The organism is Pedobacter frigidisoli, from assembly GCF_004331675.1.
GTDB lineage: Bacteria > Bacteroidota > Bacteroidia > Sphingobacteriales > Sphingobacteriaceae > Pedobacter > Pedobacter frigidisoli.
In genome coordinates this window covers 603,803-619,558 of the sequence record NZ_SJSN01000001.1, presented here as the reverse complement: position 1 = coordinate 619,558, position 15,756 = coordinate 603,803, and the positions used below count along the sequence as shown (strand labels likewise).

At 37.5% G+C, this 15,756-nt stretch carries 14 protein-coding genes; 9 read left to right on the top strand and 5 right to left on the bottom strand.

Annotated features, from left to right (window positions below; translation table 11 throughout):
- Positions 1–345: 345 nt before the first annotated feature.
- Positions 346–1,671, top strand: a complete 1,326-nt coding sequence (locus EZ449_RS02645) for a paraquat-inducible protein A (RefSeq protein ID WP_225872207.1) — start codon at positions 346–348, stop codon at positions 1,669–1,671.
- A gap of 17 nt (positions 1,672–1,688) precedes the next feature.
- The gene (locus tag EZ449_RS02640) at positions 1,689–3,023 is read left to right on the top strand and encodes a paraquat-inducible protein A (RefSeq protein ID WP_131556395.1); all 1,335 of its coding nucleotides are present in this window, start codon (positions 1,689–1,691) and stop codon (positions 3,021–3,023) included.
- A gap of 161 nt (positions 3,024–3,184) precedes the next feature.
- Here the strand turns inward: EZ449_RS02640 and EZ449_RS02635 are convergent, their stop codons facing one another.
- The 5 genes from EZ449_RS02635 to EZ449_RS02615 all read right to left on the bottom strand — a co-directional run bounded on the left by EZ449_RS02635 (position 3,185) and on the right by EZ449_RS02615 (position 7,263).
- A complete protein-coding gene (locus tag EZ449_RS02635; protein WP_131556394.1) occupies positions 3,185–3,430 on the bottom strand; it encodes a hypothetical protein in 246 nt (81 codons plus the stop codon).
- A gap of 232 nt (positions 3,431–3,662) precedes the next feature.
- Positions 3,663–4,250, bottom strand: a complete 588-nt coding sequence (locus tag EZ449_RS02630; RefSeq protein WP_131556393.1) for a PRC-barrel domain-containing protein — start codon at positions 4,248–4,250, stop codon at positions 3,663–3,665.
- A gap of 139 nt (positions 4,251–4,389) precedes the next feature.
- Positions 4,390–5,289 (bottom strand): DUF6263 family protein, encoded by a 900-nt coding sequence (locus tag EZ449_RS02625; protein WP_131556392.1) that lies wholly within the window; start codon positions 5,287–5,289, stop codon positions 4,390–4,392.
- 68 nt (positions 5,290–5,357) lie between these two features.
- Complete coding sequence (locus EZ449_RS02620; RefSeq protein ID WP_131556391.1) at positions 5,358–6,131, bottom strand: M90 family metallopeptidase; 774 nt, start codon at positions 6,129–6,131, stop codon at positions 5,358–5,360.
- Between the two features lie 106 nt (positions 6,132–6,237).
- Positions 6,238–7,263: a Gfo/Idh/MocA family oxidoreductase gene (locus EZ449_RS02615; RefSeq protein WP_131556390.1), complete on the bottom strand. Its 1,026-nt coding sequence runs from the start codon at positions 7,261–7,263 to the stop codon at positions 6,238–6,240.
- A gap of 138 nt (positions 7,264–7,401) precedes the next feature.
- On the opposite strand from EZ449_RS02615, the gene EZ449_RS02610 reads away from it, so the two are divergent.
- The 7 genes from EZ449_RS02610 to EZ449_RS02585 all read left to right on the top strand — a co-directional run bounded on the left by EZ449_RS02610 (position 7,402) and on the right by EZ449_RS02585 (position 15,756).
- Complete coding sequence (locus EZ449_RS02610) at positions 7,402–7,746, top strand: hypothetical protein (protein ID WP_131556389.1); 345 nt, start codon at positions 7,402–7,404, stop codon at positions 7,744–7,746.
- A gap of 290 nt (positions 7,747–8,036) precedes the next feature.
- On the top strand, positions 8,037–8,993 hold the full coding sequence (locus EZ449_RS02605; RefSeq protein ID WP_131556388.1) for a pectinesterase family protein: 957 nt from the start codon (positions 8,037–8,039) through the stop codon (positions 8,991–8,993).
- Positions 8,994–9,152: 159 nt separating this feature from the next.
- Entirely contained in the window at positions 9,153–10,826 is a 1,674-nt protein-coding gene (locus EZ449_RS02600) for a glycoside hydrolase family 28 protein (RefSeq protein WP_131556387.1), read from the top strand.
- A 5-nt stretch (positions 10,827–10,831) separates the two neighbouring features.
- The gene (locus tag EZ449_RS02595) at positions 10,832–12,763 is read left to right on the top strand and encodes a glycoside hydrolase family 88 protein (RefSeq protein ID WP_131556386.1); all 1,932 of its coding nucleotides are present in this window, start codon (positions 10,832–10,834) and stop codon (positions 12,761–12,763) included.
- Positions 12,764–12,833: 70 nt separating this feature from the next.
- Positions 12,834–12,962, top strand: coding sequence for a hypothetical protein (locus EZ449_RS23250; RefSeq protein WP_262711098.1), 129 nt, complete (start codon positions 12,834–12,836; stop codon positions 12,960–12,962).
- A 210-nt stretch (positions 12,963–13,172) separates the two neighbouring features.
- Complete coding sequence (gene pelA, locus EZ449_RS02590) at positions 13,173–14,189, top strand: pectate lyase (RefSeq protein WP_131556385.1); 1,017 nt, start codon at positions 13,173–13,175, stop codon at positions 14,187–14,189.
- Positions 14,190–14,244: 55 nt separating this feature from the next.
- Positions 14,245–15,756, top strand: coding sequence for a tagaturonate reductase (locus EZ449_RS02585; protein WP_131556384.1), 1,512 nt, complete (start codon positions 14,245–14,247; stop codon positions 15,754–15,756).

Sequence of the window (15,756 nt, the reverse complement as noted above, 5' to 3'; positions counted from 1 at the left end):
ATTGAAAAGCCTTTAGATGAAGATTTAAAGGCTTTTGTTATTTTGTGGAGTCCTAAAAAGGTTGATCAAATCTCAAAAAAGACTTCAAAAACTGCAGCTTCATTTCTTCGATAGCAACAATAAAATGCATGGCCTATTCAATTTTTCTCTGTGTTAATAAGCAATGGCCAATAATTTTAACTTGCTTATTCAAAATTGAATTTTACTTTTCTTACCACTTTCCAAACCTTTTTTATTTTTATTGGTTTATCTCCCAATATCTGGCTAAATATTGTCTTGTTAGTGCATGCGCTGCTTTCAACAGGCTTAGGTAGGTGCATTAAAATATCCCATAATACATTCGGCTTGGAAAAACAACAAAAATATGTATCGGAGAAAAGATCGCTTTTATCGAGATTGATGCTCATCCTTGCCCTAGGATTGCTGCTTTGTGCAGAGGGTTATTTTGGTTTTAGATTGCATCAGCTTTCTGATCAGCAGGAGCGTATAAAGGAGGATTACTCCAATATCAACAATATTACTTTCGGACTTTTTTCTGTGCAGCAATGGAAAGATAACGTTGCGAAAATAGTGCACCATCAGGTTGGAAATCTCAAGATGAGCCGCAAGCAGAAAAAAGTGCTACAGCACGAAGTAGAACAGGTTATTCTTGCTCTTATCAATAAGGCAGAGGCTTTGGTAAATAAACCTAAGAAGACTATCAGTGGGAAAATCCAGAAGTTTGCCATTCGAAACTTTGTTAATTCTGACAGCATTAGGGCGCAAGTTCCTGGCTTTGCCAAACAAATAATTGCCGAGGTAGACGATCCAAAAAATAAGCGGCAACTCAGCAAAATGGCCATTGGCGAGTTTAATGAGTTGGCTGCCGAAGAAAAAACAGACAGTGCTTTTTTGGCAAATAGTGGTGCCGTAAAGGCCATGTATGCCAAATATCAGGTGTCTTCTACTGAAGATCTTAATAGAAAGCTTAGGGCATCACTTGCAGAGATCCGTACGCAAACGTACAACTATTGTTTTGGAATGCTCGGCTGCGTAGTGGTTGTACTTGGCTTTTGGTGGGGGCTTCGTAAACGTCGTGATCTACATGTATCCCTCTTTGTTATGTCGTTACTTTTCGCTTTTATTCTTTTAGCCGTTGGGCTTACAGCTTCCATGATTGAGGTAGATGCCCGCATTCGCTCGCTCGATTTTGTACTGCTTGGTGAGCATGTGGTGTTTAAGGATCAGGTATTATTCTTTCAAAGCAAAAGTATCATGGATGTAGTAAGGGTGCTAATCAGTCAACCAGGAATTGATTCCATTTTGGTAGGGGCGTTGATTCTTGTATTCAGTATTTTATTTCCAGTGGTAAAACTAAGCTCAACAGGCTTTCACCTATTGGGCAATAAAAAATTAGCCGAGAACAGAGTGATTAAATACTTTGCATTTCAATCGGGAAAATGGAGTATGGCTGATGTAATCGTAATTGCCATTTTAATGGCTTTCATTGGGCTTAATGGATTGCTAGAGGGTCAACTTCAGGCACTAAATATCAAAAATGATTCGTTAACGATTCTCACTACCAATAATACCTCCTTGCAACCAGGTTATATCATCTTCATTAGTTTTGTGCTTTACGGCCTCATTCTTTCTACCATACTGAAGTTTATTACACCACATGATGCACACTAATCTTTTAGATTGAATTTATGGCAACTACAATAAATCATCCACACAATACATCAGTAGAAAAGAACAGATTCGCACCTACCGCATTGATTATTGGTCTTTCAATACTTCTATTGGTGGCTGCATATTTTGGATACAGCTTCCGTCAGCTTGCTTATGAGCAAAAGCGGATCAAGGAAGATTATAGCCTATCAAACAACATTACTTTTGGTATATTCTCAGTTGATAAATGGGGTGAAAAGATCTCTTCCGTGGTAGATCGTAGGGTGAAAGGCTTTAATTTAACGGCGAAGCAAAAGACCGAAATGCGCAAGCAGGTAGAAAAGGAATTGCATGGCTTGGTAAACAAGGCTGTAGCGGAAGTTACTAAACCACAGAAAAGCCTTGTTGGAAAGCTGAAGAAATTTGCCTTTAAAAGCTTTGTAGATGTGAGTGAACTGCATGCTCAAGTGCCATCATTTGCCAAAACTATTATTTTGAAGATAACCAGCCCAACCAGTTTAAAAAAAATTAAGGGCATTGCCTCTAGCAAGGTAGATGAGTTGGAGGCGCAGACTTACGATCGTACAGATACTACAATTACCACCGTAGAACGTAATATTTACCGAAAATATCATGTAGATAATGAAGCAAGTTTTGATCGAGTAGTGCAGGCAAGACTTGCAAAGATTAAAAAAGCAAGCCTTTCTTATGCATTGGGTATGCTTGGTTGTGTAACTATTGCATTAGTATTGTGGTTGTTTTTGAGAAAACAGGTTCAACTGCATGTAACGCTATTTATCATGTCAATACTATTTGCCATTATATTGCTTATTGTTGGGGTAACCTCACCAATTATAGAGGTTGATGCCCGTATGCAGTCGCTCGAATTTGCATTTTTAGGTGATAAAATCGCCTTTACCAACCAAGTTCTTTTCTTTCAGAGCAAAAGTATATTGGGTATTATTGGCACTTTGATTGAGCAACCTAAGCCTGATGCTGTGTTGGTAGGTGTATTACTGCTGATTTTTGTGGTTATACTGCCCTTACTTCGCTTAGTGGCGAGAGGGATTCATGTTTCTTGTAGTCACCTTTTTGGGAGTAGGACAGTGCTGCGGTTTATGGCCTTTGATTTGGGTAAATGGGATATGGCCGATGTAATGGTGGTTGGCATTGCCATGACCTATATCGGGTTGAATGGCATTTTAAAAAGCCAACTTTCTGGGCTGAATATGGAAAATGATACCTTAAAAACAGTTACGGCCAATAATTCTGCCCTGCAATTGGGGTTTTTTATATTTGTGATCTATGTGGTTTATTCCATCGTGCTCTCTTATATCTTAAAAAGAATTGATGAAAGGAATGGGCCATGTTAGGTATAAGATGACCTGATTTTGGCTGGATTACTGTGATCTTTGTAAACTATTTGTGAAGCTTGATACACTTTACTTCGAAGCCAAATTTATACCACTTTCTTAATTGGGTAGATGCAAAAAACCAAGTACACGGATTTGGTTTTTTAGATTTTTTTCTACCCTTAACTATGTCCCGTACCGCTAAAATTATCAGTTAATTCATTCGCAGCATTTATTTTTGGTACAGTTTCATGATAGGAAATTGAAACAAGTTCAAGGTATTCTTTCAGCTTGGCAAGCTTTTCATTTACAATACTTTGATCTTCAATACTGTGCTCTGGAGCACCATCCATCGATTTAATTACATCAAGGGCGTAATCCATAAAATCTTTTACATTTTCTGATAGGAGAGGTTTGGGAGTAATCATATTTTTTCAATAGTTAAATTTGTAAATAAGCAACAATATATAGGAACTAAAGTTTTGGGTTGATAAATAAAAGCAATTTATATATTGGCTATGAAACGGTAGGGTAGATTTCTTTACAGATGGTGGAACTAATCCTGCAGATACAAATTTAAGATTGTGGCCCTCATTGGTTTATATGCTTGATAAATACGGACACTTAGTAAATTAATTGCAATTTTAACTTTAACCTTCGTTATTCCGGTTGTTGATATTTAGATCGGTCGATTAAATCGTGGATGGTTTCTTTTTCAGCCTCACGATCGCCTAATTCCGTTTCATCGGCAATAGAATTTTGATCTTTGTTTTTTCGTTGATAAAACCTTTCCTGATCAAAGTGATGGTGACTATAAAATTGTGCCTGATCAAACTCGACAATGGTTTCTTCCATCCGCAAAGCAGCAGGACTGCCAATTACCGCCCAAACCTCTTCTTCTAAAGCTTGATTTACTGCCTCTAAGCTGTAATGTGGCAATTGCTTAAATTGGTCAATATGGATATTTGGTAAAATTACCTCATCTCTTTCATCGTGAAGGTGTGCTAAGCCAATTGGAATCATGACTATTTTGTTCGCTAAATCGACACCTAACTCATCAAGTACAATAAGTAAATATCTTACTGCGTTATTTGATGAATCGAACAATAACTCTTTAACTGTTCCAATTGCGGCATCAGCTTCATTTTTTACCGGCCAGCCAATAATATTTGCTTCCCCAGCAGTGAGCTTATATTCGCTATTCGATAGTTCCTGTAGGTTGCGATAAGTATTTCCTGCTTCTGTCATGTTGTTGCCAATTTTGATCTATATACTAAACAACAGAAACACAAGAACAATAGTTTTGAAAACGTTTTAAGCAATTTGTCCTGATTTTAAGTTAACGCTCCAGGTTACCTTTTTGAATTAAGAGTTTTAATTGTGAATTTTATTGAATCTCCTTACCTACAATTTTATTAATACCCTGCAGTTCAAATTCTATATTTTGACCCATTGAATTCATGGTTCCAACCAATTCAATACGTAAGTGACTATTTAAGATTAAGCCAGTTTTGATGTCAAGCTCAGCATCTCCAGAATTTGTACCAGTTAAATTGGTTTCCATTTTGTTTCCCATGGTTTCAAAATTGCCTTTAGAAATCAAGGTGCCACTTACACCTAAGTAAGCAATGCCATCCCTTACCTCCTTTAAGGTGTATTTCGTTATGGTTTCGATTGGCATAGTCATTTGCATTTTAGTATCAACAGTCCAACTATCACCAATTTTAACGGGTTTATCTGGATAGATTTTTAATGAAGATTCCATGGTTTGCTTCATCCCCTCCGAATTGAATTGCTTACTCAGCGATGCTTTAATATTTTGCATCATAACAGAATCCTTAGCCATTTTAGAAGCCATGTTAGTCAACATTTGTTCTATTCCAGTTAAAGATTTAATTGTGCCATTTGGCTCCATTACCATATTGAAGGTTGCGCCTTTTAAACCTTTAAATGGGTTCTGTTTGGTCGTATCCTGATCATCCGAATCCATCGTCATGGTATTTCCGCCAACTACAGATTTCATGTATATTCGGTTGTAAACTACTTCAATATCTTTTTCCAAATTATCGCCATTGCGGATTGCAAACGTATAATCAGTTCCAATATTTTGGGTGAGGTTAATTTTTTGCCCTCCTATTTTTTGGTTGATAATCTGGTCAGATATCATGGAAAAACCATACTTTTTTCCTATCGGCAGATTTTGCTTTAATACATAGCTTTTCTGTGCAAAAGTGCCAATCGAAATTAAGCAGGTGGTTAGGAGTAGAGTTATTTTTATTGATTTCATTGTTGAATGCAAAGTTGATTGTTGAATTTTGGTTATTAATATTTTGATTATTTCGATTTTGGGTATTCTTATCCCGCGGGTTGTTGAGAAAAAATCCGGCTCAATTGCTGATATAGATCTGGGTGTTTATCTTTTAACAGTTCTGGTTTCTCAAAAAAGTATTCTGATACTACGGCAAAAAACTCTGCTTGGTTGGTAATGGCATAAGGATTAATATCAGATTTATTATCCTCGATTTTTTCCATTTCTTCATGCATCATTTTAATCCAAGGTAAAGTGTATTCATGTGCCATTAAGTTCTCTGGAACGCCATCTGTTGCACCATCCGATTTATCTAGTAGATGTACAAACTCATGAATAGCCGTGTTTTCCTTACCTGCACTTTTCGAAAAACCAAGGCGCAAGGCAGATTGAGACAAGATCATTTGTCCGTTCATGTAACCACTTCCAACCATTCCCATAATATTTCTTTCGCCACCCTCAAATTGAAAATCCTTATTAAAAGTATCAGGGTACAAGAGTACGCTGGTAAGGTTTTTATATTGCCAATCGCCAAATCCAAAAATTGGAATCACAGCACTCGATGCAATAAGTAATTCATCCAAAGTGGTCATTTCCAGTCCCACAGGTTCAATTTTAACTGTACTAAAAAACTCGGCTACCTTATTTTCGAATTTCAGTTTATCAGTAGAATCTAAATTATGATAGTAGCCAACATAATCATCCAATATTTTCTTATCAGTATCTGTTAAAGGCTCTATTACTGGTTTCTTTTTCTTAAGAATAAGGTAAATAGCAATTAGAAAGATAGGGATAAGGTAAGCGAATGGTAATGCGTTCATAGATTATTAGTTAATGGTTTATCTTTGGTTAATTGGCAGATGGATTACAATATGGATTTAGATTATGAGACAAATTAATATTTGCCAAATCCCATATACCAATGGCCTAACTTTCCAAAATCTCTAACTGGGTTATAACATCTTCTCTTTTAACAGGATAAGGTTTTTTATCGATTAAGGCATCGTAAACGGCATCAAACAGCGGCAAATAACTTCCATTTTCGGATGAAATAATTTCTTCGCTTTTATTTCCATCTGTATCTATTGTAGTTAGCAGACCTTGTTTTCCATCAGGCTCAATTCCGTAGCCATTATCGGTTAACTTCATTCCTGCTAGTAATTGCTCCTCTTGAATATCTGCTCGTTGCTTAATGAAACTTCCATCAATACCATGTAATACAAATGCGGCTTGCGGATTTACCACCAACATGCTCGAGGTTACAAATACATTAATGCTATCGGGATAACTTAGCTGAATAGTGAAGTAGTCATCTACTTCTGTTCCTTTTCTATTTTTACCTAAAACTTTGTGAAAGCTTAGTGGCTTACCAAATAAGCTAATTACCTGATCTAAAAGGTGAGGACCTAAATCATACAAAAGGCCGCTTGCCTCAATTGCTTTTTCCTTAAAAGCCTTTGGCCCGATAACATTTCTATAGCGATCGTAACGCAAGTGCATTTCAATTAACTTACCAAGCTTACCATTAGCAAGCACTTTCTTAACCGATGTAAAATCACTATCCCAACGGCGGTTTTGATAGAAAAATATTTGCTTCCCAACTTCATCGGCCAGTTCGAAAAGTTCTTTGGCTTGTGAAGATGTGGCTGTAAATGGTTTCTCTACCAAGATATTTTTACCTTTATTTAAGGCTGCTTTTGAGTGCTCGTAGTGGAGGTTATTTGGTGTATTAATAACTACTAGCTCAATTTCGTTATCGTTTAAAAGTTCATCAACACTGTTATAGCTGATAATATTCGGGTAATCTTTTACAGCGTTTTTATTGCTACGTTCTACAACGGCCTTAAAATTAAATCCATCATGTGTATTTAAAAAAGGAGCGTGAAAAACCTTTCCAGACATTCCGTACGCCAGTAAACCTGCAATAAATATTTTATTCGAATTCGTATCCATAGATTATAAATGTAACCAAAAACACCTTTTGTGAAGCACTAAAAACAGCGAACATTTTATTTTTACCTTTTACAGTCAAAGTTTTTACATTCAGCTTTGATCTTTCAGCTTGATTCTTTTTAACACTATCTTTGCCGCATGAAACCGTCAGAGATTAACGCCAAGTGGAAAGTTTTACAGGAACGAATTGCAAAGGAATTTGACTCAGATTTTCCTGATCTGAAAGTGATGCTTTTTTTGATTGGCGTTCAGGAGTTAGGTAAAGGGGCTAAAAAATACAGCAAACGCCAGAAAGAAGAATTAATGCATATTGCAACTTGCAGACTTTTAAGTGAAATGGATTTTTACGAACTAGAGGGGGTAGACCAAGATGGTTGGCCACACTGGAAGTTGATTAAAGCGATACCACCTTATACCATGCTTGAACAGGAAATGTTAATGAAATCGTTGGTGGTTAGTTATTTTGAGGATATTTATTCTTGATATTTAAACACGAGAAGCAAAAATGATCTCAGAGCGTTCATAAATTCTGAACGGTTATTGTTGCTGACGACTGCATAGCCCATCAACAAGATTAAACCTTTGTTTTTTCTTGGCAAGTTGATAGTGTGCAATCGTTCCCGACATCGTTTGCGATGTTTATTGTTTACTTTTCTTCTTTCTGATGGATTTTAATGTTTAAAATTGTTCATCATATATTTTAAAACACGGCTGCGCTATAAAGTTTTATACTTTTGCGTGGCCGATTTTAATTTAAGCCTAACCAAATTGATATGAAAGCGATTATCTTATTCCTGCTCGTTGCATTTTCATTAACCGTAAATGCAATAGATGTTAAACCCGATTTTATTGTTGCTGCCGATGGAAGTGGAAACTTTAAAACCGTTCAGGAAGCGATTCATGCCGTACCCGATTTCAGGAACAAAACAACTACCATTTTCATCAAAAAAGGAATTTATAAAGAAAAATTGGTTTTAGCCGCATCAAAAAAGAATGTAAAGTTTATTGGCGAAAGCTTAAACGAAACCATTTTAACTTATGATGATTGGGCACAAAAGAAAAACACTTTTGGCGAGGAGAAAGGCACTTCAGGATCATCAAGTTTCTATATTTATGGTGAGGGATTTTCTGCGGAAAACATCACTTTCGAAAATTCATCAGGTCCGGTTGGGCAAGCTGTAGCCGTTTGGGCGGGTGGCGACAAACTAACTTTTACCAATTGCCGCTTTTTAGGTTTTCAGGATACACTTTATACTTACGGGGCAAGCAATCGCCAATATTACAAAAACTGTTATGTGGAAGGAACTGTCGATTTTATCTTCGGCGCATCTACCGCATGGTTCGAAAACTGCACTATCTTTTGTAAAAAGGCAGGTTACATCACGGCAGCATCAACTCCCGATACCACAAAATTTGGCTACGTTTTTAATAAATGTAAAATTATAGGCGATGCTCCTGCAAATAGCTTTTACCTCGGTCGACCATGGCGTCCATACGCAAAGGTTGTCTATTTAAACTGTAGTTTACCAGATCTGATTAAACCAGAGGGATGGAATAACTGGAGCAAGGAAAGTAATGAAAAAACAGCTTACTATGCTGAATACAAAAGTACCGGAAAGGGTGCTAATCCTCAAGATCGGGTAAAATGGTCACACCAACTCAGTGATGAAGAGTATAAAAGTTACATTTTGGAAAACGTTTTCCATGGATGGAATCCTGAGGGGAAATAAATCGGTCAAACACCTTAATATCAATCACTAAACACCCAAAACAGGTAGTTTTTTTTGGATTATTTCCGGCAACGTTTGCATAGATTTCTCTTCTCTTTTAGCGCCAAACAACGTACACTTGTTATTACAATAACCAAGTATAATTTAACAGCACAAATAATGAAACAAATTTCTGGTCGTTTATGCCGTATCAAATTAGCCCTCACATGTATCTTTTTAGCTTCTGCGGGTTCAATTATGGCTCAACAAAAGCAAACCTTACCCGTTATTCAGCAGGTTAAATTTAAAAAAGATACCACAAGCATCATCAGCTTTGGCGCAAAAGGCGATGGCGTAACTTTAAATACACAAAGCATTAATAAAGTAATTGCTGCTGTTAGTCAAAAAGGTGGTGGAGTAGTTTTAATTCCATCCGGATTATGGCTTACCGGTCCTATTGAGTTAAAAAGCAATGTAAATCTTCATTTAAAAAGAGATGCAATTCTTCAGTTTACTGATGATTTTAATCAATACAAATTAGTAGAGGGAAATTGGGAAGGACAGCCCGCTTGGCGAAATCAAAGTCCTATTTCTGGCTTAAACCTAGAGAATATTGCCATCACCGGAACAGGAATTATCGATGGAAATGGTGGTGCTTGGCGCATGGTTAAAAAAGATAAGCTCACCGAAACTCAGTGGAAAAAGTTAACGTCTTTTGGCGGCTTGGTTAGTGAAGATGGCAAAATGTGGTATCCATCAGAAAAAACGGTTAAAGGTTCGAAAACGAAAAATGCAGGTGTAATTGTAGCTGGAAAAACGGCTGCAGATTATGAGGATATTAAAGATTTTCTTCGTCCGAATTTATTGGTTTTAACCAATTGCAAGAAAATACTTCTAGAGGGTGTTACTTTTCAAAACTCAGCGGCATGGAATTTACATCCCTTGCTTTGCCAGGATTTAACTTTGAGAAATCTGCAGGTTAAAAACCCTTGGTTTGCACAAAATGGCGATGGTGTTGATGTAGAATCTTGCAAGAACGTACTCATTGAAGGCAGCACTTTCGATGTAGGTGATGATGGTATCTGCATCAAATCTGGTAGAGACGAGGCTGGTCGCAAACGTGGCGTTCCAACGGAAAATGTAATCATCAGAAATAATGTAGTTTACCATGCTCATGGTGGTTTTGTAATTGGCAGTGAAATGAGCGGTGGCGCTAAAAACATCTGGGTTTACGATTGCTCTTTCATTGGTACGGATATCGGTTTGCGTTTCAAAACCACTCGAGGTCGTGGTGGCATTGTAGAAAATATTTACATCAATAACATCAACATGATCGATATTCCTGGTGAAGCGATTTTGTTCGATATGTATTACGCCGCAGTTGATCCGGTTCCTTTAGCGGGCGAAAAACGTGACGCCATAAATACCATAACAGTGCCCGTTACGGAAGCTACACCGCAATTTAAAAATTTTTATATTAAAAATGTTGTAGCAAATGGCGCTGATAAAGCCATTTTCTTTAGGGGCTTACCAGAGATGAACATTAAGGATATCTACTTGGAAAATGTAACCATTCAAGCTAAAAAAGGAATAGAAATTATCGAGGCATCGGGCATTTTCCTTAAAAACGTAAATGTAATTACCGAGGATACCTCAACAATTGTAAACATCCAAAATAGCTCAAACATCAACATTAGCAACCTTACCTACCCCAATAATAGTCAGGTTTTATTTAACATTTCGGGAGAGAAAACAAAGGCTTTAAAAGTGAGTGGAACTGATGTTTCGAAAGCCAAGAAAACCTCGGCATTTAGCGAAGAAGTAAATAAATCAGTTTTAGAGATTTCAAAATAATGAGCATGAAGAAATCAATATTATATACAACCGCATTGCTCATCTGCCTTACGCTTTTATCGCAAAGCGGATTTGCGCAGAAGAAACTTTCAGAACAGTTAACCTTAACTGCGATGGAAAAATTATTTCAGGATACTATAGTTTTAAAAGGTGCCAAAGGACCAAAATGGAGCTACGACATGGGTGTTGTGCTCGAAGGTGCTGCAGCAGTGTGGCGCAACACTGGCGATGGAAAATATTTCAAATATATCCAAAGTTCTATGGATGCCTATTTAGATAAGGAGGGAAACATTACCACTTACAAAGGCGAAGATTACAATATCGACAATGTAAAAAATGGTCGTGCGCTCTTGCTTTTGTACAAAGTTACTGGTCAGCAGAAATATTTGTTAGCCGCAACCAAACTGTACGATCAATTGCAAAAACAACCTCGTACGGCTGAGGGTGGCTTTTGGCACAAGAAAATCTATCCAAACCAAATGTGGCTTGATGGTCTGTACATGGGCGAGCCGTTTTATGCAGAATACGCAAAGCTGATGAAAAAAGATGCGGCCTTTAATGATATCACAAAGCAATTTATCCTAATGGAAAAATATGCTCGTGATGCAAAAACTGGACTTCTTTATCACGGCTACGATGAAAGTAAAACTGAAAAATGGGCTGATAAAACCACCGGACGATCACCAAATTTTTGGGGTAGGGCAATGGGTTGGTACATGATGGCCTTGGTTGATGTGTTGGATAACTTTCCAGAAAATCATCCTCAACGAAAAGAATTACTGGCAATTTTAAATCGCACGGCAACGGCAACGGTAAAATACCAGGATGCAAAATCGGGTGTTTGGTTCGATATTATGGATATGCCGACCAGAAAAGGCAATTATCTAGAAAGTTCTGCATCGAGCATGTTTGTTTATGGCTTGGCCAAAGGCGTTCGCAAGGGTTGGTTGCCTCAATCTTTTAGGGCTGCTGCAAACAAAGGTTATGCTGGCTTAAAGAAAGAATTTATAGAATCTGCTGGCGATGAAAGGGTAAACCTCACTAAAACGGTTTCTGTTTCTGGCTTAGGTGGCAAGCCAAAATATCGCGATGGCAGTTTCGACTACTACATCAGTGAAAAAGTAATTACCAACGACCCAAAAGGGATGGGCGCATTTGTTTGTGCCGCTGCCGAAATGGAAATTGCAGCCTTACCAAAAGCAGGAAAAGGATTAACCGTTACTGTAGATAATTTCTTTAATAACGAATATATTGCTGGCCCAACTGGCGATAAAATTCCTTTCCATTATGTTTGGGAGGAAGATGATAACAATGGGTTTTCATTGTTGGGCAAGGTATTTAATGATGCTGGCGTGAAAACTGCCACATTAAAAACGGCTCCAACTGCAGCGAATTTAAAAGGTTCGAATATTTACATCATTGTAGATCCAGATACTGAAAAGGAAACGGCTAACCCCAATTTCATGACCGCTGAACACGCTAAGCAAGTGAGCGAGTGGGTGAAAAGCGGTGGTGTTTTGGTGCTGTTGTTAAATGATGTTGGCAATTGTGAACTCACCAAGTTTAACGTGTTGCCAGAAAGTTTCGGCATCCATTTTAATGAGGATAGTCGCAACAAGGTTCAAGGATCAAACTTTGAGCAAGGTGCGATAAAAATCCCCGATGGAAATTCAATTTTTAAAACAGCAAAGAAAGTTTACATCAAAGAGATTTCTACAATTGTAGCTAAAAGCCCAGCGGTTTCTGCATTAACAGATAAAAGCGATGTAGTTATCGCTACAGCAAAATATGGTAAGGGAACGGTTTTCGCAGTTGGCGATCCTTGGTTTTACAACGAATATATAGACGGCAGAAAGTTACCTTCAGAATTTGAAAATTACAAGGCCACGAATGATTTAGTGAACTGGTTGATTAAGCAGGTTCCGGGTAAGAAATAAAATTAACCACAGATAAACAGGATGAACACAGATAAAAAAAGATAAATGTTCCTTCTAATCGCCTCGGTTCGTGTCCTCACGAATCGAAAAAGTAAAAATGGTTCGTGAGACACAAACCATGGCTGTAGAATTTGAAAATTACAAGGCCACGAATGATTTAGTGAACTGGTTGATTAAGCAGGTTCCGGGTAAGAAATAAAATTAACCACAGATAAACAGGATGAACACAGATAAAAAAAGATAAATGTTCCTTCTAATCGCCTCGGTTCGTGTCCTCACGAATCGAAAAAGTAAAAATGGTTCGTGAGACACGAACCATGGCTGTATTAAAAACAATAATCAAGTGGAAAAATAAACATCCTAATCTGTGTTTATCGGTGTCCATCTGTGGTTAATTAAATTAGCAAACATGATGAAAATTAAAATATTATTATCAACCATCTGCAGCATTTTGCTAGCGTCTTGTTATGCACAAATGCCAACAGATTCTACAGCAGATAAAATGTTGGTTTACCAATTGGGCAATGGTGGTTGGCCAAAGCAACTGGAAGATAAAAGCGTAGTTAATTACGGTGCTACTTTAACGCCAGAACTGCTTGCAAAAATCAAAGCCACTAAAGATTTACATGCCACTTTCGATAATAAGGCAACGAGCAGGGAAGTGGTTTATTTGGTTAGCGCATACAAAAAAACGAAGAATAAAACTTATTTGACAGCGGCAGAAAAAGGCTTGGATTATATTTTAAGTGCTCAATATGCAAATGGTGGCTGGCCACAATATTACCCAGACAAATCATCTTATCGTTCAGAAATTACCTACAACGATGATGCAATGATTAACGTATTGAACATTTTGCTAGATATCGCTACGCAGAAAAATGATTTCGAGGTTGTAAATCCCGTTTATATTAAAAAAGCAGAAAATGCTATTACAAAAGGAACTGATTGTATTTTAAAAACGCAGGTAAAGCAAAAAGGGGAGCTAACCATTTGGGCGGCACAATATGATAAGGATTCGATGTTACCAGCAAAAGCAAGGGCATTTGAACCGGCTTCCTTGGCAACAAGTGAATCAGCAGGAATTGTTCGCTTCTTGATGAAGATTAAAAACCCATCTCCAGAAATTAAAACATCAATTTCATCAGCTTTAAAATGGTTCGATGCAAATAAAATAGCAGGTTATCGTTTCGATAGAGAGAAAGGTAAAACGGCAGCTTTGGTAGCCGATGAAACCAATATGTCTTGGGCTCGTTTTTACGATATCGACAAGAATGCGCCAATTTTTGGAGATCGAGATAATACCATCAAATCCAAATTGGAAGAGTTAAGTCCGGAAAGAAGAAACGGTTATGCTTGGTATGGCAACTGGGGGCAAAAATTAATAGAAAAAGAATATCCAAAGTGGTTAGCCACAGTTGGGAAGTAAATAATTATAAATCACACTTTGTGCCTCTGTGCCTTGGTGGTTAAATCTCACTAACATGATTTTAAACAAAGAAAACTTAAAGAACATTAGCGGTGAAAAGGTGGTAAAACCAACCGCCGAAATGCTGGAATTACCAGAAAAGGTAATTCAATTTGGAACAGGCGTTTTATTACGTGGTTTGCCAGATTATTTTATTGATAAAGCAAATCATCAAGGGATTTTCAATGGCAGAATCGTTGTGGTAAAAACTACTTCTAAAGCTGGCGTTGATGATTTTGCCGATCAGGACAATTTATACACACTTTGTGTAAAAGGAATTGAAGATGGTGTAACGGTTGAGGAAAATATGATAAATTCTTCAATCAGTCGTGTTTTATCAGCAACATCAGAATGGGCAGAGATTTTAAAAACAGCTCAGCAGCCAGAAATGAAAGTGGTAATTTCTAACACCACAGAAGTTGGCATTGTAAAAAGTGAGGATAAAATCACCGATAATCCACCACAATCATATCCAGGGAAATTATTGGCCTTTTTACATGAGCGTTATAAGGCTTTCAATGGTTCGGCAGAAAGTGGAATGGTTATCGTACCAACCGAATTAATTAGCGATAATGCCGATAAGTTAAAGGAAATCGTACTAGATCTTGCTGTACAAAATAAACTAGGCTGGGATTTCGAAAACTGGTTAAGAACGGCCAATTATTTTTGCAAAACCTTGGTCGATAGAATTGTGCCTGGAAGACTTCCAGCTACAGCTCAAAAATCAATTGAAGATGAGTTGGGGTACAGCGATGGCTTAATGATTATGGCAGAACCTTTCAGACTTTGGGCCATAGAATCGGCAAGTGAAAAAGTAAAAGAAGTTTTATCTTTTGCTAACGCCGATAAAGGAGTTTTCATCGTGCCATCTATCGAGAAATTTAAGGAATTAAAACTTCGTTTATTAAACGGTACACATACCATTAGCTGCGGATTAGCAATTTTAGCTGGCTTTCATACCGTTAAAGAAGCAATGGCAAACGAGGAATTTTCTAATCATGTTTTAAAACTGATGAAAGAGGAAATTGCGCCAGTAGTTGAGAACGAAGACATCACCAAAGATGAGGCCATTGCATTTGCCAAAAGTGTGATCGATCGTTTCAGCAATCCATCTTTAGAGCACCAATGGCATGCCATTACATTGAACTATACCCAAAAATTGCAGATGCGCAATATGCCTTTAATTAGAAAATATTACGCGTTGAAAAACGAAGTTCCGCAACTTACCGCTTTGGGTGTTGCCGCTTATATCGTTTTCATGAATACCACAAAAGATGGCGACAATTACATTTCACATGTAAACGGTAAGGATTTCCCTGCTCAAGATGAATTTGCTGAAGTGCTTCACAATTATTGGAAAAACCCCGAAACGGTTGTAGATAATACGCTAGGCGATAGACGCCTTTGGGATAAGAACCTGAACAATTATCCAGGTTTTAATGCCGCAGTAAAATCTTATGTCGAATCTTTACAAAACAAAGGTGCAAGGGAAACTTTGAGTAACTTGCACTCAGAAAGAACAAATTAA